This window comes from Streptomyces sp. NPDC051018 (assembly GCF_044456085.1).
Taxonomy (GTDB): Bacteria; Actinomycetota; Actinomycetes; order Streptomycetales; family Streptomycetaceae; genus Streptomyces.
This window is the reverse complement of the sequence record NZ_JBITFN010000002.1, coordinates 466,845-490,155: the sequence shown is the minus strand read 5'-3', so window position 1 is coordinate 490,155 and position 23,311 is coordinate 466,845. Positions and strand designations below refer to the sequence as shown.

The following is a 23,311-nucleotide window of genomic DNA, read 5'->3' as shown; positions in this document are numbered from 1 at the left end:
CATGAGAGCGTTCTCACCGAAGGGGCGAAACCCCTGCCCGGACGCGCGGACCCGAGCGGAGCGCCGGGGAGTTCCCCGCACCCCGGCCCCCAGGCCGCCGCCGGGTCGCCGTAGCAGTGCTCTGGCGGCCCGAACGGCCGTGGCACGGGAAACCCCGCGGGAGGGCCCGTACAGGCCGCCGTACGGCCGCTCAGGGTGCGGCAGGAGCGCCGCCGCGGACCGCCCTTCCCGGCAGCGCGTCCGGAACGATCTCTCCGTCACGGACGACGAAGGTGCCGCCGACCAGAAGATGACGGACGCCGGTGGACGGCCGGGTGCTCTCGGCGTAGGTCGCCCGGTCGCTGATCGTCTCCGGGTCGAAGACCACCACATCGGCGTCGCACCCCGGCTGTACACGGCCCTTGGCGCGCATCGCGGGTGCCGCGCGCCCGGCGATCCGGGCCGGGACGAGGGTGCAGCGGCGGACGGCCTCGGGCAGGCTCCACAGACCCGTCTCCCGTACCGTCGTCCGCAGGGTGCGGGCGAACGTCCCGGCACTGCGCGGATGGGTCACCGCGCCCGGCGGCAGCGGCCATCGCAGCGGGTCGGCGGGCCGCCCGCCGGGCCAGGTCAGCGGAAGGGCGTCGCTCGCCACCGCCCCGCCGGGAAAGGCGAGCGCCCTGGTGAGGAACCCCCGGTCGGCCGGGTCCCGTTCGTCGAGCAGTTCGACGAGGGTCAGCCCGCCGGGATCCTCCCCGCGCAGCCGGAGCAGATGGGCGGTGTCCCTCACGCGCTCCCCCGTCGGCAGATGCACCAGGGACGACGGGCTGAGTCCCCAGCGGCCCAGACGCCCGGGGTCGAGGAAGGCGGCCCCGATCCCGGTGGCACCCGTGCCGTAGGGATACGCCTCCGTGGACACGGACGCACCGTGCTCCACGGCCCGTGCGATCAGCGCCAGCACCCGGTCGACATGGCGGCGCGAGGTGCTGTTGATGTGGCACAGATGCAGATGCGCCCCCGTGTCGCGGGCGGCCGAGACCACTTCCGCGGCGCCGTCGGCGGGAGTGCCGGGATCGGCTTCCACCAGTTCCCGCGCATGGGTGTGGACGGGGACGCCGAAGCGGGCCGCCAGTCGCGCCACGGCGGTGAACTCCTCCGGCGCGACCCGGGGCGCGTATCCGATGAGGACGCCGACGCCCAGCGCGCCGTCCGCGAGGTCCTCCGCCAGCAGGCCGAGCAGCGCCCGGAGCTGCGCCGGGGTCGCCGGGGCCTGCCAGCGGGGATCGGCGACACGGGCGAGCATCCCGGAGAGCCTTCCCGCGCCCGCGAGCCCGCCGACGACCCGCATCCGGGCCGCCGCCCAGGAGGTCGCGAAGCCGTGGTTCAGGGGCCTGCCCTCCTCGGCGGCGGCCGCGTAGGCGGCGGCGACGGGCAGGGCACCCGCCTCCAGTTCGAGCGCCGTGGTGACCCCGTCCAGCGCCTGGAGCCGCTGCTCGGCGATGCCCTGGCCATGGCTGTGCAGATCGATGAAGCCCGGGCAGGCCACCAGGCCGCCGATGTCGAGGACCGTGCGTCCCCGCAGCTTCTCCGGGGCGCCGGCGAGGCCCGAGATCCGTCCGGAGGTGATGCCGATGTCACGGACGCCGTCGAGACCGGTCCCGGGGTCGATGACACGCCCGCCCGTCAGCACCAGATCGTGTTCCCGGTCCCGGTCCCGGTCCCGGTCCCGGAAGCCGGCGCCGGGCAGACGCGGGTCGCCCTCCACCGGCGCCCCGCCGGAGCGCTCCGTACGGCTGCTCACGCCGAGAACCACGACTCGATGCCCAGCGGGGTCACGAGCTTCCCCGGGAGCTGCTCGTCCAGGGCCTCCAGGGTCCAGCGCCCCTCGCTCCTGAGGTCGTGGACGACGGGCGGCAGGGCCGAGACGATCAGCCGCGCGCCGACGAGCTGGAACACCTGCCGGTCGGCGGGACAGCCGGAGGCGGCCAGCCAGGCGATCAGCGGGGAGACATGGGCGGGGTCGAGCGGATCGAATCCGGATCCGGGCGGTGCCATGGCCTGTTCACCGCCGTCGGCGCTCGCGGCGATACGGGTCCTGCCGCCCGGCGACACGGTGTTGGAGCGGACTCCGTACTTCTCCCCCTCGATGGACGTCACCTGGGACAGCGCGAGCACACCGAGCTTGGCGGTCGCGTAGTTGGCCTGCCCGAAGTTCCCGATGAGGCCCGCGAGGGAACTCGTCATGACGACGCAGCGGTCCTCGCGCGCGCCGGCCCGGGCGCGTTCCCTCCAGTACGCCATGGCGTGGTGGGTGGGGGCCGCGTGGCCCTTCAGATGCACGCGTACGACCGCGTCCCACTCCTCCTCGGACATATTGACCAGTGCGCGGTCCCGGACGATTCCCGCGTTGTTCACCAGCACATGGAGGTCGCCGAACGTCTCGACCGCGAGCGCGATCAGCTCCTGCGCACCGCGCCAGTCGCAGACGTCCTGCCCGCCGGCCACCGCCTCGCCCCCGGCGGCGCGGATCTCCTCCACCACCGTCCCGGCGACCGTGCCGTCCTCCCCGCCGCCGTGGACATCGCCGCCGAGGTCGTTGACGACGACCTTCGCACCGTGGCGGGCCAGCTCCAGTGCGTGGGCCCGCCCGAGCCCACGGCCCGCGCCGGTGACGACGGCCACCCGTCCGTCCAACCGCCCGCTCATGCCCGGCTCCCTTCGTCCGCCGCCGTCCGCGTCTGCCGCGCGAGTGCTCCGCGCCTGATCTTTCCCGCCGCGTCCCGGGGCAGTTCCCGGGTGAACCCGAAGCTCTTGGGGACCTTGTGCGGCGACAGCCGCTCCCGGCACCAGTGGCCGAGTCCGTCGGCCGAGGCCACGGCGTCCGGGGCGAGCTGCACGACCGCGTGCACCCGCCGGCCCCACTCCTCGTCGGGCAGGCCGATCACCACGGCGTCCTCCACCGAGGGGTGTTCACCGAGCACGGCCTCCACTTCGGCCGGGTAGACGTTGACCCCACCGCTGATGATCAGGTCGACGCGCCGGTCGGAGATATGGAGATAGCCGTCCTCGTCGAGCCGGCCGAGGTCGCCGAGGCCGATCCAGCCGTCGGAGGTCTCCTCGGCGGGGGCGGCTCCCACATAGCGGTACGACGGGGTCCCGCCCGCCTTGACGAAGATCTCCCCGGTCTCCCCGGGCGCCACCGGCCGGCGCCGCTCGTCCAGGATCCGCAGCGCGCCGGGGTCGGGCCGGCCCACACTGCCCGGGTGCTCGATCCACTCGTCACCGCGGATCAGGGCTCCGCCGAGGCCCTCGGTCGACCCGAAGGCCTCGAAGACGATACGGGGGTCCACCAGTTGGAGCCAGGTCTCCTTGACCCACCGGGGGCACACGGCCCCCGAGTGGACGATCCCGCGGAGGGAGGACAGATCGCGCCGGTCCGCGTCCGGGAGGCGGGCGCAGCGCTGCATCATCGTCGGCACCAGGGTCATGAACTCGATGGCGTGCCGCGGTACGAGATCCAGCAGCAGCGCCGCGTCGAACTTCTCCATGACGACGGTCCGCTGTCCGGCGAACAGCGCCAGATTTCCCCAGGAGAACGCCATGTTGTGGTACAGCGGGCCGGGTACGAGCGAGCTGCGGGCGTCCTGGAAGCCGAGCCGCTCTCCCAGCTCCCCGACGGCCCGCTCCGGATCGGCGCTCCAGGGCCGTGGATCGACGATGATCTTAGGTGTTCCCGTGGAGCCGCCGGAGGCGATGGCCTTGCCCGGGTGGGAGACGGTGTCGGGGAGTCTGGCCCTGCCCGCGGCGGTTGCCGCCGCGGGCAGGGCCGTACGGTCCAGGGTCCGCCGGCCGCCCCAGTCCGCGAGGATCACGGCGGGATCCGCGAGGGACAGGAGCGCGTCCCGCTCGTGCTCCGGCATCCGGGGGTTGAGCGGCAGGGCGAGAGCGCCCGCCGCCCAGCAGGCCCAGACGGCGACGAAGTGCTCCAGGCTGTTCGGGTACCCGATGACGACGGTGGAGCCGGGCGAGACGCCCGAGCGCACCAGCAGCCCGGCGAGCGCCTGGACCCGGCGGTCGAACGCGCCCCAGGTCAGTGACTCCTCCCGGCCGTCGGCGCGGACGAGCACGAGGGCCGTTGCTCCGGGGTCGTCGGCGGCGAGCCGTGCCAGCCGGGCGGGAAACGATACGGGCATGATCACGTTCCTTCGGACGCGGGGGCGCCGCCGGGCGGCAGGGGCCGGAACACGGGCAGGGGCGGGCCGTCGGGGCGCTCGCGCCAGGTGACCTCCACCCGGTCGCCGATCCGGGCGGGGCCGCCGACGAGGTTGGTCACCAGCCAGGGCCCTTCGTCGAGTTCGACGACGGCGACCGCGTAGGGCGGGGTGAGGCCGGGGGTGACGGCGATATGGGTGGTCGTACGGGAGTGGACGACGCCTAGGCCCGACGCGGTGACCCAGCCGACGGCGTCGGACTGGCAGGTCAGACAGAAGGGGCGCGGATAGAACTGGAAGACCCGGCAGTCGGCGCACCGCTGGAGCACCAGCCGGTGCTCGCGCGCGGCCTCCCAGTAGGGCGCCGTGGTCGGGTCCTGATGAAGGTCACCGGTCGTCTCAGTCACGGCCCAGCACCACCGTCGCCGCCACGGAGGCGAGGCCCCCGATCCCGTGGACGACGGCCACTTCGGCCGAGGGCACCTGCCGGTCGCCGCACTCGCCCCGCAGCTGCCGGGTCGCCTCCACGAGCAGTTGGACGCCGAGGGCGCCGGGGTGGTTGTAGGACAGTCCGCCGCCCGAGGTCATCGAGGGGAGCGATCCGCCGGGCCGCAGCCTCCCCTCCGCCACGAACTCCCCGCTCTCACCGCGTCCGCAGAATCCGAGGTCCTCCAGCGCCAGCAGTACGTTGACGGTCGAGGCGTCGTACGGTTCGAAGACATCGACGTCGTCGGGGGTGATCCCGGCCAGGGAGAACGCCTCGCGTCCCGAGACCACCGCCGCGGTGGTGGTGAGGCTGGGCTGCTGGGAGAGGTGCCACGCGGTGTGGCTCTCCCCCGCGCCCAGCACCCTGACCGGCCGTTCGGCCGCGTCCGCGGCACGGTCGGCGGTGGTCAGCACCACGGCCCCGCCGCCGTCGAGCAGCAGACAGCAGTCGAGCTTGTGCAGCGGCTCGGAGATCATCGGTGAGGCGAGGACGTCGTCCACGGTGAGGGGGTCGCGCCGCCATGCCCGGGGGTTGTGCTGCGCCCAGGCGCGGGCCGCGACGGCGACCTCGGCGAGCTGTTCGGACGTGGTGCCGTACTCGTACATGTGCCGGGCGGCGAGCAGGGCGAAGTGCCCGATGGGCGCGGCGATCCCGTACGGAGCCTCGAACTGGGCCATGAGGGTGCCCGGGGGCCCGGCCGAGCGCGACCGGAGCCGTTTGGTCCGCTGGCGGGAGGCGAAGGCGATCAGGGCCACGCTGCACCGGCCGGCGGCGAGCGCGAGCATCGCGTGGTGCACATAGGCGTCGAAGGCGGCGCCGCCGAGGTCGCTGGAGTCGGCGTACCGGGGCTGGATGCCCAGATACTCGCCGAGCTGGACCGTCCCCTCGTCGCCCATGTAGTTGACGAACAGGCCGTCGACGTCCTTGAGGGTCAGGCCGGCCTCGGCGAGCGCTTCCCGGGCGGCCAGGGCGGCCATGGAGTTCTCGCTCTGGCCGTGGACCAGACCGAGCGGTGCCTCCGCCACGCCCGTGATGTAGACGGGGCGCTGCAGGAGCTGATTGCGGGGAGTGCTCATCGGCCGTCTCCCGGGTGCAGGACCAGGTCGAGGAGCGCGTCGGTCAGTTCGCTCGCCCCGAGCCAGTCGTGGGCGGTGGCCACGACGGCGGTGCCGGTGTCCGGCAGGATGTGCATGATCTGGCCGCCGTGGCCCAGCGCGCTCGCCGACCGGACGGTCCCGCCGTCCGGTGCGGGGGTGTCGAGCAGCCACCACTGGTATCCGTACGCCGCCATTCTGGGGACGAGGGGGTGGGGACCGGCGGGCGCCGACTGTTCGGTGACGGACCGCCGGATCCACTCCGCGGGCAGGACGCGCCGGCCCTCCCACACTCCCCCGTCGAGCACGAGCCGGCCGAACTTCGCGAAGTCCCGGGGTGTGAGCCAGAGTCCGCCGCCGGTGTGGCAGGTGCCGTCGGGCATCGTCATCCAGTGGAACCGTTCGATGCCGAGGGGCTCGAACAGGCGCCGCCGGGCGGCTTCGGGGACGGGCAGTCCGGTCACGGCGCGGACGAGTTCGCCCATCAGCAGCGAGAGTCCGCTCTGGTAGACGAAGTCGCCGGGCCGGCGCCGTGCGCCGAGCGGGGTGTTCAGGACGAACTCGATCCAGTCGGGGGCGCCGTTCATCCTGGTGGCGTCGTTGTCGGGGTCGGAGTAGGGCCGTTCGACCTCGTCCCAGTCCAGCCCCGCCGACATCGACAGCAGTTCGTGGGAGGTGACGCCGTACGCCTCGTCGATCCAGCGGGTGCCCTCGCGGTGCTTGAGGTAGCGGCCCGCGGGGACATCGAGGTCGACGGCCCCCTCGGCGACCAGGGTGCCGAACAGGAGCGCCGTGATGGACTTGGTGGCGGACTGGAGGGAGTGCAGGCCGTCCGGGGTCCGGCCGTAGAAGTACTCCTCCAGGACCGTCTCGCCGCCCTCGATGAGATGGAGGCTGTCGACCCAGGGGAGCCGGCCGTCCTCGACGGCGCCGGTCAGCGCGGCGGCCGTCGGTGACGCCTGCCGGTCCGGGCGGGCGTCCGCGGCCAGGGTCCGCCGGGGTGAGGCGAAGACGGCGTCCATGGGGTGGCCGCGGCGCAGCTCGAAGGCGAGGCCGGGCAGGACGGACGAGGTCAGGGAGCCCTTGAGGGTGTGCCCTGTCCGTTCGAGGGAGAGCAGGGTGGGGCCCATGGTGCCGGTGAGCCTTCCGTCGGCGACGGTGACTCCGGTCAGGGGGGTGGGTCCACCGAGCGCCTCGAACCCGAGGACGACCTCGGGGGCTCCGCTCGCGCTGACGCCGCGTACGGTGATCCGGACGGGTCCGCCGACGGTGGCGGGGGCCGGTCCGGTCCAGGTGCCGAGGTACTGCTCGTAGTCGTTCACGGTGTGTCATCGCCTTTCGTGCCGGCGTCCGTCGGGCGCCGGCGGGTGTACCGCTCGATGTAGTGCGGTGTGGCGGGTGCTCCGGGCCGGGGGTCCGGTGGGCCGAAGACGGTCTCGACGGGGATGACGCCGGACCAGTGGTCCGTGCCGTGCCCGGTACGGGAGCGGCCGGGGCCGGACACGGCTCCGGGTTCGACGGGCGGGCCGGTGCGGGACTTCACGGACGCCTCCCGCAGCGGGATCCTCAGCAGGGCGGTCGCGGCCAGCTCCCGTGCGTCGGGGGCGACGCTGTCGTCCGCGCGTCCCGGTACGACATGGTCGACGAGGGCGGCCAGCACCTCGGAGCGCTCGCGCGGGTCGTCGACGAGACGCGCCCGGCCGTGGACCACGGCGCTCCGGTAGTTGAGCGAGTGGGTGAAGTGACGCCGTCCGAGGACGAGCCCGTCCACGAGGGTGACGGTGAGACAGACCGGGATGCCCTCGGGCCCCACGGTGCGCAGCAGTCGCGCCGCGGTGGAGCCGTGGACGTACACCCGGTCGCCGACGCGTACATGGGTCGTCGGCAGCACCACCGGCTCGTCCGCGACGACGAAGCCCAGATGGCAGATCAGCGCCTCGTCCAGGACCGCGTGCACGGCTTCCGCCTCGTACCCGACGAGTTCGCGCCTGCGGGTGGGCGTGGTCCTCGGGGTCGGGGAGTACGTGGTCACCGCTCGGCCCTCCGGGTGCCGAAGGCGCCGTTCATCAGGCCGCTCGCCTGTTCCGCGCCGTTGAAGACGAACGCGATGTCCCAGGTGTGGTGGGTGGTCATCTCGTCGTCGCCCGGGAGGAAGCGGTGGTCCCCGATGGGCTTCAGCTCGGTGGTGAGCGACGGCAGGTCGTCCCGCTGCTCGAAGTTGTCGCCGTTCTTGGCGTTCCGGGTGAGGAAGAGCCTGCCGTCGGCGGCGGTGACCTCGTAGGTGAAGCCGTAGCAGTCGTAACTGCCGGTGTAGAGCGCGGTGTCGACGGGCAGTGAGCCGTCGGGGACGGGCCGGGTGGGTTTGCCGACGCCCAGGACGTCCGGGAACAGACGGCCGAGGAGGCGGTCGGTGAACTCGTAGCCCTTGGAGGGAACGTTCATCGTCACCGCGATGACGGCCTCGTGCTCCGGCACCCACAGCAGCAGGGACGAGCCCCCGATGTTGGTGCCCGAGTGGCCGTAGACGTCGGTGCCGTCCCAGGTCTTGTGGTAGGGACCGACGCACCAGCTGTCGGCGAACCACTTCGCGGGGACGTCGGCGGTACGGGTGTGCAGGACGGCGGCCGACTCCCGTGTCAGCGCGCGGGGGCCGCCGGACGCCTGTCCGCCGCTCATCAGGACCTGCCCGAACCGCATGAGATCTCCGGCGGCGGCGCACAGGGTGGTCCCGGCGGGTCCCATGCCACGGCCGATGATCCACGGGCGCCGCAGCCGGGCGGGTCCGGTGCCGGTGTCGTGGCCGACGGCGACCGAGTGGTAGATCTGGTCCTCCGGCAGGGTCGCCGCCCGGTGCAGCGCGAGGGGTGCCAGCAGCCGGGAGCGCAGGGCGCGGTCCCAGGTGACGCCGGTCAGCCGCTCGACGAGCAGGCCCGAGACGACGGTCGAGGCGTTGCTGTAGCCGTATCGCTCGCCCGGCGGCGAGATGAGGGGAATACGGCCCAGCAGCCCGGCGTACCGGGCGATCGCGTCGTCACCGCGCCCGGTGTCGCGGTAGGGACCGTTGTCCAGCCCGCTGGTCATCGACATCAGCAGGCGCGGTGTGATGTCCGCGGCCTCCGGTGAGGAGGAGAGCGGGATGTCCGGCAGCCGGCGGGAGACCGGGGTGTCGAGTCCGAGGAGGCCCTCGTCGACGAGTTGCAGGATCAGGGCCGCGGTGAACAGCTTGGTCGTGGACCCCACCTGGAAGATGGTGTTCGTGGTGACGGGCTGGCGGGTCCTCGCGTTCGCCAGTCCGGTCGCGCATTCGGCGGTGTCGTCACCGACGGCCATCGCGAGCTGCGCTCCGGCGACGCCCATGTCCTGTGCGGTCTCGTCGAGCAGTTCCTTCAGCATGGCCGGGTCCGGCCGTCGGGGGCTCACAGCCGGGTCTCCCTGTTCGCGGTCATCGGTACGGGCTCCTCGGCGGTGTTGCAGGTCAGGGGAAAGTGGCAGGCCGTACGGTGCCCGGTGTCCCCGCCCGACGGCTGGGGGCGGACGCGCAGACAGCGTGTGCGTTCGGGGCGGTGCAGGGGCCCGAGCGGGCAGCGGGCGGCGAAGGCGCAGCCCTCGCCCGGGCTCCCCGGCGGCGCGTCGGCGGCGGATTTCGCGGGAGCGGCGAGCGGCGTCCCGCCCAGGGCCGGGACGGCGTCGATCAGCATGCGTGTGTAGGGATGGCGGGGGGCGGCGAGAACGCCCGTCGTCGGGCCCGACTCGACGATCCGCCCCGCGTACATGACATGCACCGTCTCCGTCATGTAGCGCACGACGGGGAGGTTGTGCGAGATGAACAGCATCCCCATGCCCGTCTCGCGGTTGAGGCCCCGGAGCAGGGTCAGAACGGCCGCCTGGGTGGTGACGTCGAGTGCGGTGGTCGGCTCGTCGGCGACGAGGATGTCCGGGGCCGCGGCGAGCGCCCGTGCGATGGCGACCCGCTGGCACTGGCCGCCGGAGAGCTGATGGGGGTAGGCGCCGGCGATCCGTTCGGGCAGCCCGACCTGGGCGAGCATCGCCGCCGTGGTGGGCCGGGTGGCCGGGTCGCCGTCATGGTGTTCCAGGGCCTCCCCCAGCGAGCGCCCGATACGCAGCCGGGGGTCGAGGGAGGTGAAGGGGTTCTGGAACACCATCTGGAGCCGGCGGTAGAGCGGTGCCCGGTCGCGGGCGCGCCGGAGCCCGATCTCCCTCCCGTCGAGGCGGACGGTGCCGCTCATGAGCGGCACCTGTCCGAACAGCGCGTTGGCCAGGGTGGACTTGCCGGAGCCGGACTCGCCGACCACTCCGATCCGCGCGCCCTGCCGCAGCGTCAGTACGACATCGTCGAGTGCGGTAACCCGTCTGCGGCCGCGGCCGAATCCGACGGTCACGTTCTGGGCTGTCACGGTTGTCACCGGGGGTCCCTCGCTTTCGCCGGGGTGGCCGCGTTCACCGCGGCGGAGGGTTCGACGGCCAGACAGGCGACCCGGTGCGGGGCGCCGGCGGGGTGGAGCACGGGCTCCCGGTCGGCGCACCGCGCGGTCGCGTCGGGGCAGATCGCCCGGTAGGGGCAGCCGCCGGACGCCGGGCCCGGGACGGGGGCGCCGTCCTCCCGGCCGCCGGGGGCACCGTCGGGGCCGCTCGGGGTGTCCGTGTCCGATGGGTCCCGGGCCTCCGTGCCCGGCCGGGTGCCGTCCGGGCCGGTGCCGTCGGGGCCCGGGATGCCGGGGAGATCGGCGTCGATGTCCATGTCGAGGGTGGGCACGGCGGCGATCAGGGCCTTGGTGTAGGGATGGCGGGGATGGGCGAGCACCTCGGCCGTGGGACCCTCCTCGACGACACGGCCCCGGTACATCACGGCGACACGGCGGCAGACCTGGGCCACGACCGAGACATCGTGGGAGATCAGTACGAGGCTCAGCTCGTAGCGCTCCTGAAGCTCCCGGATCAGGTTCAGCACCCCGGCCTGTACCACCACGTCGAGCGCGGTGGTGGGCTCGTCGGCGAGGAGGACCGACGGCCGCCCCATCAGTCCCATGGCGAGCAGGGCGCGCTGGCGCATTCCGCCGGAGAGCTGGTGAGGGTACTGCCGCAGCCGCAGCGCGGGCTCGGTGATCTCCACCTCGTCCAGCTTGTCGACGGCCTGGGCCGTGGCCGCGGAACGGGAGACCTTCCTGTGGTGCCGTACGGACTCGGTGAGCTGGCGGCCGAGCCTCAGGGCCGGGTTGAACGCGGTCGCCGGGTTCTGTGAGACGAAGGACATCTCCACCGTCCTCGGGTCCGGCCCGCCGTCACGGGTGAGCAGGTCGTGCCCGTTGAAGCGGAGTTCGGCCGCGGTGAGTTCGGCGTTCGAGGGGAGGAGCCCCGCGGCGGCCAGGGCGAGGGTGCTCTTGCCGCTGCCGGACTCCCCGACGATGCCGAGCGAGTCGCCGCGGACGAGGGTGAGGTCGATGTCGTGCAGCACGGGTACGCGCCCGCCGTCGGTGAGGAAGGAGACGGACAGCCCGCGGACCGCGAGCACCGCGGACCGCGGCGGCTCGGGAGCGTCCCGCGGCGGCGCGGGCCGGGGCACCGGCCGGGCCGTGGAACCGGACCGGCGCAGCGGGTCCAGCCGCTCGGCGAGCCGTTCCCCGACGAAGCTGATGCCGATACCGGTGAGCAGGATCGCCGTCACGGGTCCCAGAGGCAGTGTCGGCTGGGTGAACATCTGGTCCAGGCCCTGGGTCAGCATCCGTCCCCAGTCCGCCGACGGCGGCTGGACTCCGATGCCGAGGAAGCTCAGTCCGGAGACCGCGATCAGCGCGTTGCTGATGGCGACCGAGCCGAGGATCACCAGCGTGGCGGACATATTGGGGACGATGTGCCGCAGAACGACCCGGTACGCCGGTACCCGGAGCAGTTTCGACGCGGTGACGAACTCCCTGCCGCCGATGGACAGTGCGAGGGTGGCGGCGGTGCGGGCGAACCCGGGGGCGAGGGCCAGTCCGACGGCGAGGACCACCGCCTGCGCCCCCACTCCGATGATGGTGGTCAGCAGCAGGGCGAGCACGAGGGGCGGGAAGGAGATCGCCACGTCGATGCCCCGCATGAGCAGGTTCCGGGAGCGCCCGGGAAGCACGCTGGCCAGCGCCCCGGTGGTGAATCCCGCCACGGCGCCGAGCAGTGCGGCACCGACGGCGAGAGCGAGGCTGAGGCGGCCCGCGGCCAGGGTCTGGAGCAGGACGTCACGGCCGAGGTTGTCCGTGCCGAGCAGATGCGCGGCGCTGGGACCCTGCCGGGCCTCGGAGGGTACGGCTCTGGTGGCGGCGTCGCCGATCAGGGTGGGTGCCAGCATGATCAGCACCAGCCCGGCCACGATGACGGCCGCGGCGGTGAGCTGCCAGGTCCCGGCGCGCTTCCGGCCGGCCGCCGGCGGCGCGGCGGTGATGGTGTGCGTCATGGTGCCGCCACCAGGGACCGGGGGTCGGCGATCGCCAGCACCACGTCGACGAGGGTGTTGATCAGCAGGACGGCCGCGCCGAGCACGATGACGATGCCCTGGACGAGGGTGTAGTCGCGGGCGACGACGGCGGCGACGACCTGGCTGCCGAGGCCGGGCCAGGCGAAGAGGTTCTCGACGATCACCGTGCCGCCGAGCATGGCGCCGAGCAGCAGCCCGCCGACGGTCAGACTGCTGGTGAGCACGTTCGGCAGCAGATGGCGCAGATAGATCAGCCTGGCCGGAAGCCGTTTGGAGCGTGCCACCCGGATGTAGTCGGACTCGAAGGCGGCGAGGCCCTCCGCCCGGACGATCCTGGTGAGTACGGCGACGGGCCGCAGGCTCAGCGCGGCGACGGGCAGGACCATGGCCGCGAGGCCCTGGTTCCCCCCGGCGGGCAGCCAGGACAGGAACACGGCGAAGAACAGGATGAGATACGTGCTCGCGACGAACTCGGGGATCGAGGCCACGGTCCCGGTACCGCCCGCGAAGATCCGCTCCCAGGTCCGGCCGGGCCTGCGCCGGGTGATCGCGATGGCCAGCAGTCCGAGGACCAGGCTGGAGACCATGATCACGGCGAAGGCCGCCACGGCCAGCGAAGCGGTCGCCGGAAGGCGTTCGCCGATGACGTCGACGACGGGCCGCCCGCTGGTGAACGAGTCGCCGAAGTCCCCGGTGGCGAGGTCGCCCATGAAGGTGGCGTACTGCTCCGGCAGCGGGCGGTCGAGGCCGAGCCCGAGGCGGAGCCGCTGGACGTACTCCTCCGTGGCGTCCGCTCCGGCGATGCGCCGGGCCGGATCGCCCGGGACGGCCCGCAGCGCCAGGAACACCACGGTGGCGAGTACGACGACGCCGGCGACGAGCTGGACGGTCCTGCGCAGCGCGAACCCGAGCCAGACGGACGCCGCGGGGCCGGGCCGGGGGGCCCGGCGCCGGACGCGGACGAGCGGTGTGCCGACGGCGGTCATCAGCGGGTCACCCGGAAACTCGTGGGCAGGAAGGTGTATCCGGTGAAGCCGCCGATGTCGAAGGACACGCCCTTTCCGTAGTAGCGGACGACGTCGTAGTAGAGGGGAAGGACGTCGGTTCCCCGGTAGAGGGCCGCTTCCGCCCGGCCCCACTGCGCACAGGCGTCCTTCTGGGTGGTCGCGGCGAGGGCGGTGGCGGAGATCCGGGTGTACTCGGGGTTGTCGATGGAGCTGAAGTTCCGTCCCTGTGGAGCGCTCGGCCCGGAGAAGTAGGGAGTGAGGATGCTGGGGACCGTGATGCCGCTCTGGGCCAGCACGGCCACGTCCCAGTCCTGGCCGGAGAAGAGGCGTTCCACGGCGGTGGCGCCGTCGGGGGTGTCGATCGTGACGTCGACGCCGGCGCGCTTCCAGGCGTCGGCGAGGAACTCGGCGGTCGCCACCTCGCCGGAGAGGTCGCTGCTCGAAGCGAGGAGCCTGATCCGCAGTCCGGCACCGGAGAGGGTCCTACGGGCGGTGTCCGGGTCGTACGCAGGCAGTCCGCTCCCCGCGTTCTCGTCGTAGCAGGGTGCGGAGTCCAGGATGAGACTCGGCGCGTAGGCGGCCTTTCCCTCCATGGCGATCTTCGCGAGTGCCATGCGGTCGACGGCCTGGGCCAGGGCCTTGCGGATGCGGGCGTCGGCGGGCTTCTTCCCGGGCCGCTGGTTGAAGTAGAGGTGGACCACGGCCCGGCTGGTGCCGCGGGAGAAGACCTCGCCGCCGGTGCGGAGCCGGTCCTGGGTGCTGCCGGCGGCCGAGGTGATGTCGAGCTGCCCGCTGAGGAAGAGATTGGCGCCCGTGGAGTCGGTCTCCGCGACCTTCAGCGTCAGTTCGGTGGGTGTTCTGACGTCCCAGGCGGTGTCTCCGCCGGGGCCCCAGGTGTAGTCCTTGCGGGGTTTCATCGTGTAGTGGTCGCCGGGTACGGCCTTCTCCAGCGTCCAGGGGCCCGTTCCGTACGCCTTGGTGGCCAGGGCCTTCGGATTCTTCAGCCCCTGGGGGCAGATGATGCTGGGGAATGTGGTGAGCCCGGTCAGCAGGTCGCTGTTGGGCGACGGCAGGTCGACGACCAGCTTCCCCCGCGCGGCGGCGACCTTCAGCCGCGTACTGCCCAGGAAGGTGGCGGCGAAGGGGCCCCCGGTCTTGGGGTCGAGCACACGGTCGAAGTTCGCCTTGATGTCGGCGGCGGTGAGCCGGTGCCCGTCGTCGCAGGTGGCCTTGTCGGTGAGGTCGAACTCGTAACGGGTGGGGGACTGCTGCCGCCAGGCGGTGGCGAGCCCGCTGACGATCTTCCCGTTCTGCAGGTGCAGCAGGGTGTCGTAGGTGTAGAAGCCGAGTTCGCGGCCGATCGCCTGGTTGGTGGTGTGCGGATCGATATTGGTGGGTCCGGCCGGAAGCCGTACCGAGATCGGTTCCCCGGAGGGGTTCCCCGGCTCCGGTGCCGGGTTGTCGCGGGTGCCCGTTGTGCCGGTGCAGGCCGCGAGGGCGAGCACAGCGCACACGGAAACAGCCGCGGAAAATCGTGGAGCCCTCATCTGTGTCTCCTCATCACCCGGCGGCCGGCGCGGGGGCCGGTCGCCGGGTGGACGTGGACGGGATGTCCGGGACCACGGGCGGATCGCAGGGCTACTGCTCGGACTGCCTCCGCCGTGATCTGGTCTTGGTTGCCTCAAGTGCCGACCTGACGTGGTCGAGAGCCGGCTCTCGATGGGTGTTCAGGAGGTTCTCCACCAGGGCGCGGGCCTCGTGCCCGGTCCAGTCGGAGGGCAGGGCCTCGGCGGGCAGCCGGGGATCCGCCTGGACGATCAGCCGCCACTGGTTGTGGGTGGCGGTGAGATCGGTGAACGCCTGCCGCGGATCGGGGGCGGCCGACGGGCCTCCCGGAGAGCGCGGTCCGCGCTCGGCGATGAAGTCGCGGTACTGCCGGTCGAGGGTGTCGAGGTCCCAGCACTGCGAGGCGAACTCCCGCAGGCTCACGGAGCCCTGGTACTGCGCCGTGGTGAAGAGCCGGACGTCCTCGGTGAAGCCGAGCTGCTCGATCAGCTCGGCGACGGGCGCGCGTACGCTGTCGGGCCTGATCCACAGTCCGTTGGCGACGGTCCCGAAGCCCTGGCGGGCGAGGGACGAGCGCAGGACGTGCCGGTCCGAGCGGCGCGACTCGGGGATCGAGAAGCTGAGCAGGGTCCATCCGGTGAACGGCTCGTCGTGGTCGTCGAGCAGTTCCGGGTAGCGCTTGCTCATATAGCGGCGCCAGTCGGTGGTCGGCGCGTATCCGCTCGCGCCGTCGCGGGTCTCCCGGCGCAGGAAGCCTCCCTTCGTCATGCGGTGGAGTCCCGTTCTCGCGCTGTTCTCCGGGACTCCGAGATCTCCGAGCAGCCGTACGTATCCGGCCGCGGGCAGCCAGTCGCCCAACTGGTCCAGGTACTGGAGGCAGAGATCGGTGATGAGGCTGTTCTGCCTCGTGGACGGCATCTGCCAGTCGAGAGCGAGCCTGCCGTCTTTATCTTTCAGTTGCGTGACGCCCGTCATGGCATGAGAATGTAGCAGTGCGGCTTCCGGTTGGCCAGACACCATGCGGAGCCGTCATCGCACCGGATGCGACCAGGAGGAACGTGGTATGCGGCCGTTCGACAACAGCAGGCCGGGCAGGGTCAGGGCCAAGGGCGCGCCCCTGGACAGGGCGGGCTGGACCCCTTCCCAGGAGGCGCTCCCCCGTCTCCCGGAACAGCGGGCCGAGCACGGCGGGGCGTCGGTCTTCGGCCGGGGCAGCCCCTCCCCGCTCGCGCTGGTACGGAACGACCGTCTGCTCGGCAATGTCGACGCGATGGCGATGTACTGCCGGGCGCACGACGTGCTTCTCGCCCCCCACAACAAGACGGCGCTCTCCCCGGAGGTCGCCGCGCTCCAGCTCCGCGAGGGCGCCTTCGGACTCACCGTGGCCAACGCCCGGCAGGCGAGTGTCGTCCACGGCTGGGGAGTGCGGAGGATCCTGATCGCCAACGAGGTGGTCGACCCCGCCGGACTGGCCTGGATCGCGGGCGCTCTGGACGACCCCGGCGACCCGGCCGAGATCTATGTGTTCGCGGACTCCCGGCAGGCGGTCGCCCTGCTGGAGGAAGCGCTGCCGGTACCCGGGCCCGGCGCCCGGATGCCCGCGCCGCTGCGGGTCTTCACCGAACTCGGCACACCCGGCGGCCGGTGCGGCGCCCGGTCCCCGACCGAGGCGCTCGCCGTCGCCCGCAGCATCGGCGGCGCCTCTCCCCGGCTCGCCCTCGCGGGAGTCGCCACCTTCGAGGGCCTGCTCGGCGCGGAGCGGGACGCGGCCACGCTCGGGCGCGTACGGCGGCTGACACGAGACGCGCTGGAGCTGGCCGGACACATCGCCGGCGAGGGGCTTCTCGGCGCCGGCCGGGGGCTGGTCACCGCGGGCGGCAGTTCCTTCTTCGACGGTGTGGTCGACGCCTATCTCTCGTCCGCGGCACGCGCGGCCGGATTCCGGCTCGTCCTCAGGAGCGGCGGCTACGCCTTCCACGACCACGGTATGTACGCGGATGTCTCACCGCTCGACCGGCCCGGGCTGCGCAGACTCCGGCCCGCGCTGGAGCTGTGGAGCAGTGTGCTGTCGCTGCCCGAACCGGGCACCGCGATCTGCGACTTCGGCAGGAGGGACACCGGTTCCGACGCCGGTCACCCGGTCGCGGCGGGGCTCCGCACCCGCGGCGGCCGGCCGAAGACGCTCCCCGGGGGGATCCGGGTCACGGGCCTCAACGACCAGCACGCGTATCTGCGGGTGCCGCCGGACCACGGGCTCGCCGTGGGCGACCGTCTGGGGTTCGGCATCTCGCACCCCTGCTCGACCCTCGACCGCTGGGACGTGCTCCCGGCGGTCGACGAGGCCTACCGGGTCGTGGGCCATGTCACCGTGTCCCTCTGATCCCCCTGCTCCCCCCTGATCCGGCTGATTCGGCTGATTCGGCTGAACCCGCTGTTCCCGCTGTGTGAGGCGCACGTCCCGCCCGCACCCCGCACCACCCGCCACCGCCGGCAGAGCGCCGGATCCAGCACAGAGAAACAGGAGACCATGCCGACACCTGCACTCCTCGCCGAGGACTACCGGCGTGCGGAGCACCTGCTGGGCCATCACCGGTCCCGGCTCGTACTCGGCGCGGTCGTTCCCCAGTGGCTCGACGAGCACCGCTTCCGGTACACCACGCAGACCGCCGACGGGCCGCGTACGGTCGTCGTCGACCCCCGGGCCGGAACCCGTGAGCCGGCCGCGGAGCCGCCCCGGGCCGACGAGGCCGGGCAACCGCCCGGCGGTGCGCCCGAGTCGCGTTCCCCCGACGGCAGATGGGCGGTGTTCCGCCGGGACCACGACCTGTGGCTGCGCCCGGTCGCCGGCGGCGGGGAACGGCGCCTCACCGACGACGGAACCCGGGACCGCCCCTGGGCCGCGAACCCGGACTCAGCCGGGTTCCGTATCACCCTGCGCAACCTCGGCCTCGCCGGGCTGCCCCCGGCCGTCGTCTGGTCGCCCGACTCACGGCGGCTGGTGACCCACCGCCTCGACCAGAGCGCCGTACTCCCCCTGCATCTGGTGGAGTCCACGCCGCCGGACGGCGGCCGTCCCGTGCTCCACACCAGCCGCTTCGCGATGCCCGGGGACAGGGAACTCCCCCGCGCCGGTCTCGTGGTCCTCGACATCGGGCGCGGCACCCGGCTCGCTCCCGAGGAAGCCACCGTGCTCGTCCCCCATATGTCGCCCGTCTTCCAGCGGAAGATCTGGTGGGACGGTGACGGGCTCTCGGTCTACTGGCTCGACCAGTCCCGCGACTACCGCACCCTGCGCCTGAAGCGGCTCGACACGGTGACCGGAGCCGTGCGCACGCTCGTCGAGGAGTCCTCTGCGACCAGGACCGAGCCCGCGCAGGAGTACCTCCAGGAGCCCATGGTCCGGGTGATCGACCGGGGCCGGAAGGTGCTCTGGTACTCCCAGCGCGACGACTGGGGGCATCTGTATCTGTACGACGCTGCCTCGGGCCGGCTCGAACGACGGCTCACGGCCGGTGAGTGGGCCGTCCAGCGGATCGTACGGGTCCACGAGAGCGCGGGCACCGTCCACTTCCTGGCGTCGGGCCTGGTGGGGGGCGATCCCTGTCTCCGGCAGCTCTGCCGGGTCGGCCTCGACGGTACGGGCTTCGCCCGGGTCACCGACGACGAACGCGACCACGAGGTGTTCCCGGCGCCGTCCGGGGCGTACTTCGTCGACAGCGCCTCCACCCCCGAACATCCTCCCGTCTCCACCGTCCGCGACTGGGACGGCTCCGTGCTGATGGAACTGGAGACCGCGGACGACTCCCGTCTCGTCGCGGCGGGCCGGCAGCCGCCCGAGCGCTTCTGTGTCAAGGCCGCCGACGGGGTCACCGATATCCACGGTCTGCTGTACCGGCCCCACGGTTTCGACCCGGCGGGGCGCTATCCGGTCGTCGACCACCCCTACCCCGGCCCCCAGACGCGCCGGGTGCGGCCCACGTTCGACCCGGGGCCCTACGGCTACGATGCCGAAGCGGTCGCCGCGCTGGGCTTCGCGGTGGTGGCGCTCGACGGACGCGGAACTCCGGGACGGAGCAAGTCCTTCCACGACCTGTCGTACGGACGCCTCGGTGACGCGGGCTGTCTGGACGACCATGTCGCCGCCCTGCGGCAACTCGCCGGGACCCGGCCGTGGCTGGATCTCGACCGCGTCGGTCTGTTCGGCCGCTCCGGCGGCGGATTCGCCACGGTCCGGGCGCTGCTCGCCCATCCCGAGGTCTTCAAGGTCGGGGTCGCCGAGTGCGGAAACCACAACCAGGGCTTGTACCAGGCGCTGTGGGGCGAGGCGTATCAGGGCCCGTACGACGAGCGGACCTACGCGGAGGCGGACAACGGAGAACTCGCGGACCGGCTCACCGGAAAGCTGCTGCTGGTCCACGGTGAACTGGACGACAACGTCACACCGCACCTCACGATGGGGCTCGTGTCCCGGCTCATCGCCGCCAACGCCGACTTCGATCTGCTGATCGTGCCCGGTGCGGAACACGGCTTCCACGGCTACGAGCCGTATGTCATCCGGCGCCGCTGGGACTATCTCGTCCGGAACCTGATGGGAGCCGAGCCGCCCGCGGGCTACCGCCTGGCCGACATCCCGGGTGACCCCGAGTCGTTCCTGGCGATGTTCGGCTGACGAGGCGGCCCGCGCCCCCGCGGCAGCGGGGGCGTCACCGGGCGGCGGACCGGGAACCGGATCCGCCGATCCTGCGCACCGGCGGCCGGTCACGGAACGCGCGCCACCAACTCCCGTACCAGCGAGGCGACCTGGTCCGTCTCCACCAGGAAGCCGTCATGGCCGTACGGTGAGCCGATCACCCGCAGCCCGTCCGCGCCGGGGATGCCGTCCGCCAGTTCCCGCTGCTGGTGGAGCGGGTAGAGGCGGTCGGAGTCGACACCGGCGACCAGGGTTCTGGCGGTGATCCGGCGCAGCGCGGCCTTCGTGCCGCCCCGCCCCCGGCCGACGTCATGGCCGTTCATGCCCTCCGTGAGGACGACATAACTGCCCGCGTCGAAGCGGCGTACGAGCTTGGCCGCGTGGTGGTCGAGATAGGACTCCACCTGGTAGCGGCCCCGCCGCCAGGGGTCCTCGTCGCCCTGCTGGCCACGGCCGAACCGGTCCTGGAGCTCCGGTTCGCTGCGGTACGTCACATGGGCGAGCCGGCGGGCGACGCCCAGGCCCGTGTGGGGGCCTCCGCCGGGGCCCGCGTCATGGTAATGGCCGGCGTGCCACTGCGGATCGGAGCGGATCGCGTGCAGCTGGACATGGGCCCAGGCGATCTGCTCGGCGCTCGCCGCCGCCGTGGTGGCGAGCAGCAGCAGCGACTCCACCCGCGCGGGGTGGGAGACGGCCCACTCCAGCGCCCGCATCCCGCCCATCGAGCCGCCGATCACCAGGGCCCAGCGGTCGATGCCGAGCGCGTCGGCGAGCCGGACCTCGGCCGCGACCTGGTCACGCTGTGTCAGATAGGGGAAGTCGCCTCCCCAGTGGCCTCCGCCGGGGCGCGGGGAGGAGGGGCCGGTACTGCCCTGGCAGCCGCCGAGCACATTGGGCGCGACGACGAACCAGCGGTCCGTGTCCAGTGCGAGGCCGGGCCCCACCAGACCGTCCCACCAGCCGGGCTGGAGGTGGCCGGGTCCGGCGGGCCCGCTGACATGGGAGTCACCGGTGAGGGCGTGCAGCACCAGCACCGCGTTGGAACGGTCCGGGGCGAGCCGCCCCCAGGTCTCGTACGCGAGCCGCACACCCGGCAGTTCGCCGCCCGCTTCCAGCCGCAGCGGCTCCGGCAGCGCCTGCCACCGGCGGCGCCCCGGCGGGTCCCCCTCCCGCCAGGCACCGGTCGCCGGCGGGAGGGGGGTGGTCTCGGAGGTTGTCACCGTGTTCAGGACGCGCCCTTCACCGCGCGGAAGCCGGCCTCCAGGTCCGCCTTGAGGTCGGCGAGGTTCTCGATGCCGACGGACAGCCGGACCAGTCCGGGCGAGGTGCCGGTCGCGGCCAGCTGCTCCTCGTCGAGCTGGCTGTGGGTGGTGGACGCGGGGTGGATGATCAGGCTGCGTACATCACCGATGTTGGCGAGATGGCTGAACAGCTCGACGGCGTCCACGAAGCGCTTGCCGGCCTCGACCCCGTCGCGCAGCTCGAAGGTGAGCACCGCTCCGGCGCCGCGCGGAAGGTAGCGCTGCCCGGCCTCGTACCAGCGGTTGGAGGGCAGGCCCGGGTAGTGGACGGCGGCGACCTCCTCGCGGCTCTCCAGCCACTCGGCCAGCGCCTGTGCGTTGGCGGTGTGCCGCTCCAGGCGCAGCGACAGCGTCTCCACGCCCTGGAGCAGCAGGAACGCGGAGTGCGGGGACAGCGCCGGGCCGACATCGCGCAGCAGCTGGACGCGCAGCTTGACGGCGAAGGCGCTCGGGCCGAGGGCGGGCCAGTAGCGCAGTCCGTGGTAGCTGGGGTCGGGCTCGTTGAAGTCGGGGAAGCGCTCGGCGTGCGCGCCGAAGTCGAACGTGCCGCCGTCGACGACCACACCGGCGATGGTGGTGCCGTGCCCGCCGAGGAACTTGGTCGCCGAGTGCACGACGATGTCGGCGCCGTGCTCGATGGGCCGCACCAGGTACGGCGTGGGCACGGTGTTGTCGACGATCAGCGGGACGCCGGCCTCGTGGGCGACGTCGGCGACGGCGCGGATGTCGAGGACGTTCCCGCGCGGGTTGCCGAGCGACTCGGCGAACAGCGCCTTGGTGTTGGGGCGGACGGCCGCGCGCCAGGCGTCGAGGTCGTCCGGGTCGTCGACGAAGGACACCTCGATGCCGAACCGGGGAAGCGTGTGCCGGAAGAGGTTGAACGTGCCGCCGTACAGGGAGGTGCTGGAGACGATGTGGTCCCCGGCGCTCGCGACGGTGAGGATGGCGAGGGTCTCCGCCGCCTGCCCGGACGCCAGCGCCACCGCGGCGACTCCGCCCTCCAGCGCGGCGATGCGCTGTTCGAGGACGTCCGTGGTGGGGTTGTGGATACGGGTGTAGATATTGCCCGGCTCGGCGAGGGAGAACAGGTCGGCGGCGTGCTGGGTGTCGCGGAACACGAACGAGCTGGTCTGGTAGATGGGCACGGCCCGCGCCCCGGTGGCCGGGTCCGGGACCGCTCCGGCGTGGATCTGCTGGGTCTCGAACGACCACGCGGGGGCGTCCGCCCCGGCGGGGGTCTCGTCGGGGGTGTGGCCCGCGGCGACGGAGTCGATGGGCTGGCTCATGGTTCTCCCTTGGTGCGATGGGTACGGCGCGGCATCCGCACGCTCCGCGCGGGCGGGCGGAGAACGCGCGAGCCGCGCGGAGGCGTACGGGTTGTGGCGAATCGGGCGGGGTGACCGGTGTCAGCGGCTGGAGCGGAGCATCGGCTCCCGGCTCGAACAGCCCATCGTGGTGACACGCGCGTAGTCGACGTGGCGGCGGGTCACAAGCAAGGTCATGCGGACAGAGAACCACATACCTGTACCTTGCACCAGCATCTGTCCACACAGCGGACACCTACGGCCCCCGCGTCCGGCATCCGGTGAGGTACGGGAGCGGGCGCGGCCGTCGTCCCGGGTCCCGGCAGGGGCGGGCGCGGCCGTCGTCCCGGGTCCCGGCAGGGGCGGCCGGAGCCGCCGCCCCGGGCGCCCGCCGGGGCCTCGGACCGTACGCTCCGGGTCCGGTCGGAGACCGGCGCACCCCCGTGCCCGACGGCCGGGGCCGCCGCGGACCGCTCCACGGCGCCCGGACTACCGCGAACCGCTCCACGGCGCCGGGACGAAGGTCCACAGGACCTCGGCCGGGGACGGGCCGGTGTTGCGCCAGTTGTGGGGCTCGCGACCCGAGAAGGTGAGGGTGTCACCGGCCGTCAGGGTCTCCGTACGGCCGGTGAAGAGGACCGAGACCTCTCCGCTGACGACATGGAGCACCTCGACGTCGCAGTTGACCGTGTAGAGGGTGTCGCCGCCGTGGGCGCCGGGTTCGAGGTGCGAGCGCAGCACCTGGACCTTGGACTGGGCGCGCGGGGTGATCATGCGGTCGACCACCCCGTGGCCGCCCATGTTGATGTGCGGAGCGTCGCCGATGCGGACGACCTCGGTGTCGGCGTCCTCGAAGAGGGAGCCGACCGGAAGGGACAGCACCTGGCAGAGGGTGACCAGGGTGGCGACGCTGGGAGAGGTCTCGTCCCGTTCGACCCGGCTGAGGAATCCCCTGGTCACCGTGGCCGCGGCGGCGACCTGCTCGATGGTGAGCCCCTGCGCCTTGCGGCAGGCCCGCAGGCGTGCGCCGACCCGGACGGGGGATGCCGACGGCGTCGGATGAAGAGCTTTCATGAAGTCCCTCGCGTCGCTCGGTCTGCTCAGGGGCGACCCTTGACAGGGTGAAAGCCCGGAGCCACACTACCCGGAATGAAAGTTGCCTAATAAGCATTCTTTGTTGTGTATAGGTAACTTCCCCAGAGC

The 23,311-nt window shown here is 72.7% G+C and carries 18 protein-coding genes; 2 read left to right on the top strand and 16 right to left on the bottom strand.

What is annotated here, in order from left to right; translation table 11 throughout:
- Positions 1-190: 190 nt before the first annotated feature.
- From ACIBCM_RS05810 to ACIBCM_RS05750, 13 genes are all read right to left on the bottom strand, one after another.
- Positions 191-1,780: an amidohydrolase family protein gene (locus tag ACIBCM_RS05810; RefSeq protein ID WP_399240605.1), complete on the bottom strand. Its 1,590-nt coding sequence runs from the start codon at positions 1,778-1,780 to the stop codon at positions 191-193.
- Positions 1,777-2,685 (bottom strand): SDR family NAD(P)-dependent oxidoreductase, encoded by a 909-nt coding sequence (locus ACIBCM_RS05805; RefSeq protein ID WP_399240603.1) that lies wholly within the window; start codon positions 2,683-2,685, stop codon positions 1,777-1,779. The genes ACIBCM_RS05810 and ACIBCM_RS05805 overlap by 4 nt, the downstream gene beginning before the upstream one ends.
- Entirely contained in the window at positions 2,682-4,172 is a 1,491-nt protein-coding gene (locus ACIBCM_RS05800) for an AMP-binding protein (protein WP_399240601.1), read from the bottom strand. The genes ACIBCM_RS05805 and ACIBCM_RS05800 overlap by 4 nt, the downstream gene beginning before the upstream one ends.
- Before the next feature lie 2 nt (positions 4,173-4,174).
- A complete protein-coding gene (locus tag ACIBCM_RS05795; RefSeq protein ID WP_399240599.1) occupies positions 4,175-4,597 on the bottom strand; it encodes a Zn-ribbon domain-containing OB-fold protein in 423 nt (140 codons plus the stop codon).
- On the bottom strand, positions 4,590-5,753 hold the full coding sequence (locus ACIBCM_RS05790) for an acetyl-CoA acetyltransferase (RefSeq protein WP_399240597.1): 1,164 nt from the start codon (positions 5,751-5,753) through the stop codon (positions 4,590-4,592). The genes ACIBCM_RS05795 and ACIBCM_RS05790 overlap by 8 nt, the downstream gene beginning before the upstream one ends.
- Positions 5,750-7,093 carry a serine hydrolase domain-containing protein gene (locus tag ACIBCM_RS05785; protein WP_399240595.1) on the bottom strand — a complete coding sequence of 448 codons (1,344 nt, stop codon included), beginning with the start codon at positions 7,091-7,093 and terminating at the stop codon, positions 5,750-5,752. Before ACIBCM_RS05785 ends, ACIBCM_RS05790 begins: the two co-directional genes overlap by 4 nt.
- A complete protein-coding gene (locus ACIBCM_RS05780; RefSeq protein ID WP_399240593.1) occupies positions 7,090-7,803 on the bottom strand; it encodes a pyridoxamine 5'-phosphate oxidase family protein in 714 nt (237 codons plus the stop codon). The genes ACIBCM_RS05785 and ACIBCM_RS05780 overlap by 4 nt, the downstream gene beginning before the upstream one ends.
- Positions 7,800-9,191, bottom strand: coding sequence for a serine hydrolase domain-containing protein (locus ACIBCM_RS05775; RefSeq protein WP_399240591.1), 1,392 nt, complete (start codon positions 9,189-9,191; stop codon positions 7,800-7,802). The genes ACIBCM_RS05780 and ACIBCM_RS05775 overlap by 4 nt, the downstream gene beginning before the upstream one ends.
- A complete protein-coding gene (locus ACIBCM_RS05770) occupies positions 9,188-10,195 on the bottom strand; it encodes an ABC transporter ATP-binding protein (protein WP_399240589.1) in 1,008 nt (335 codons plus the stop codon). Before ACIBCM_RS05770 ends, ACIBCM_RS05775 begins: the two co-directional genes overlap by 4 nt.
- Positions 10,192-12,219 carry a dipeptide/oligopeptide/nickel ABC transporter permease/ATP-binding protein gene (locus tag ACIBCM_RS05765; protein ID WP_399240587.1) on the bottom strand — a complete coding sequence of 676 codons (2,028 nt, stop codon included), beginning with the start codon at positions 12,217-12,219 and terminating at the stop codon, positions 10,192-10,194. Before ACIBCM_RS05765 ends, ACIBCM_RS05770 begins: the two co-directional genes overlap by 4 nt.
- The gene (locus tag ACIBCM_RS05760) at positions 12,216-13,226 is read right to left on the bottom strand and encodes an ABC transporter permease (protein WP_399240584.1); all 1,011 of its coding nucleotides are present in this window, start codon (positions 13,224-13,226) and stop codon (positions 12,216-12,218) included. The genes ACIBCM_RS05765 and ACIBCM_RS05760 overlap by 4 nt, the downstream gene beginning before the upstream one ends.
- Entirely contained in the window at positions 13,226-14,752 is a 1,527-nt protein-coding gene (locus ACIBCM_RS05755; RefSeq protein ID WP_399240582.1) for an ABC transporter substrate-binding protein, read from the bottom strand. The genes ACIBCM_RS05760 and ACIBCM_RS05755 overlap by 1 nt, the downstream gene beginning before the upstream one ends.
- Positions 14,753-14,885: 133 nt before the next feature.
- Positions 14,886-15,788, bottom strand: coding sequence for a PaaX family transcriptional regulator C-terminal domain-containing protein (locus ACIBCM_RS05750; protein ID WP_399240580.1), 903 nt, complete (start codon positions 15,786-15,788; stop codon positions 14,886-14,888).
- An 88-nt stretch (positions 15,789-15,876) separates the two neighbouring features.
- Here ACIBCM_RS05750 and ACIBCM_RS05745 point away from each other — a divergent pair, with 88 nt between their 5' ends.
- Positions 15,877-17,193 (top strand): alanine racemase, encoded by a 1,317-nt coding sequence (locus ACIBCM_RS05745; RefSeq protein ID WP_399240578.1) that lies wholly within the window; start codon positions 15,877-15,879, stop codon positions 17,191-17,193.
- A 147-nt stretch (positions 17,194-17,340) separates the two neighbouring features.
- Positions 17,341-19,482: a DPP IV N-terminal domain-containing protein gene (locus ACIBCM_RS05740; RefSeq protein WP_399240576.1), complete on the top strand. Its 2,142-nt coding sequence runs from the start codon at positions 17,341-17,343 to the stop codon at positions 19,480-19,482.
- Positions 19,483-19,571: 89 nt separating this feature from the next.
- On the opposite strand, the gene ACIBCM_RS05735 is transcribed toward ACIBCM_RS05740, so the two are convergent.
- The 3 genes from ACIBCM_RS05735 to ACIBCM_RS05725 form a co-directional block, all read right to left on the bottom strand.
- Entirely contained in the window at positions 19,572-20,732 is a 1,161-nt protein-coding gene (locus ACIBCM_RS05735; RefSeq protein ID WP_399240798.1) for a homoserine O-acetyltransferase, read from the bottom strand.
- Positions 20,729-22,090 carry a bifunctional o-acetylhomoserine/o-acetylserine sulfhydrylase gene (locus tag ACIBCM_RS05730; RefSeq protein WP_399240575.1) on the bottom strand — a complete coding sequence of 454 codons (1,362 nt, stop codon included), beginning with the start codon at positions 22,088-22,090 and terminating at the stop codon, positions 20,729-20,731. Before ACIBCM_RS05730 ends, ACIBCM_RS05735 begins: the two co-directional genes overlap by 4 nt.
- 507 nt (positions 22,091-22,597) lie before the next feature.
- Positions 22,598-23,182 (bottom strand): helix-turn-helix domain-containing protein, encoded by a 585-nt coding sequence (locus ACIBCM_RS05725; protein ID WP_399240573.1) that lies wholly within the window; start codon positions 23,180-23,182, stop codon positions 22,598-22,600.
- Between the last annotated feature and the right edge of the window lie 129 nt (positions 23,183-23,311).

Bases quoted from the DNA above. Each gene is read 5' to 3' on its own strand.
- ACIBCM_RS05790 (WP_399240597.1), bottom strand. From the start codon at position 5,753: ATGAGCACTCCCCGCAATCAGCTCCTGCAGCGCCCCGTCTACATCACG.
- ACIBCM_RS05745 (WP_399240578.1), top strand. From the start codon at position 15,877: ATGCGGCCGTTCGACAACAGCAGGCCGGGCAGGGTCAGGGCCAAGGGC.
- ACIBCM_RS05750 (WP_399240580.1), bottom strand. From the start codon at position 15,788: ATGACGGGCGTCACGCAACTGAAAGATAAAGACGGCAGGCTCGCTCTC.
- ACIBCM_RS05760 (WP_399240584.1), bottom strand. From the start codon at position 13,226: ATGACCGCCGTCGGCACACCGCTCGTCCGCGTCCGGCGCCGGGCCCCC.
- ACIBCM_RS05800 (WP_399240601.1), bottom strand. From the start codon at position 4,172: ATGCCCGTATCGTTTCCCGCCCGGCTGGCACGGCTCGCCGCCGACGAC.
- ACIBCM_RS05725 (WP_399240573.1), bottom strand. From the start codon at position 23,182: ATGAAAGCTCTTCATCCGACGCCGTCGGCATCCCCCGTCCGGGTCGGC.
- ACIBCM_RS05805 (WP_399240603.1), bottom strand. From the start codon at position 2,685: ATGAGCGGGCGGTTGGACGGACGGGTGGCCGTCGTCACCGGCGCGGGC.
- ACIBCM_RS05765 (WP_399240587.1), bottom strand. From the start codon at position 12,219: ATGACGCACACCATCACCGCCGCGCCGCCGGCGGCCGGCCGGAAGCGC.
- ACIBCM_RS05730 (WP_399240575.1), bottom strand. From the start codon at position 22,090: ATGAGCCAGCCCATCGACTCCGTCGCCGCGGGCCACACCCCCGACGAG.
- ACIBCM_RS05740 (WP_399240576.1), top strand. From the start codon at position 17,341: ATGCCGACACCTGCACTCCTCGCCGAGGACTACCGGCGTGCGGAGCAC.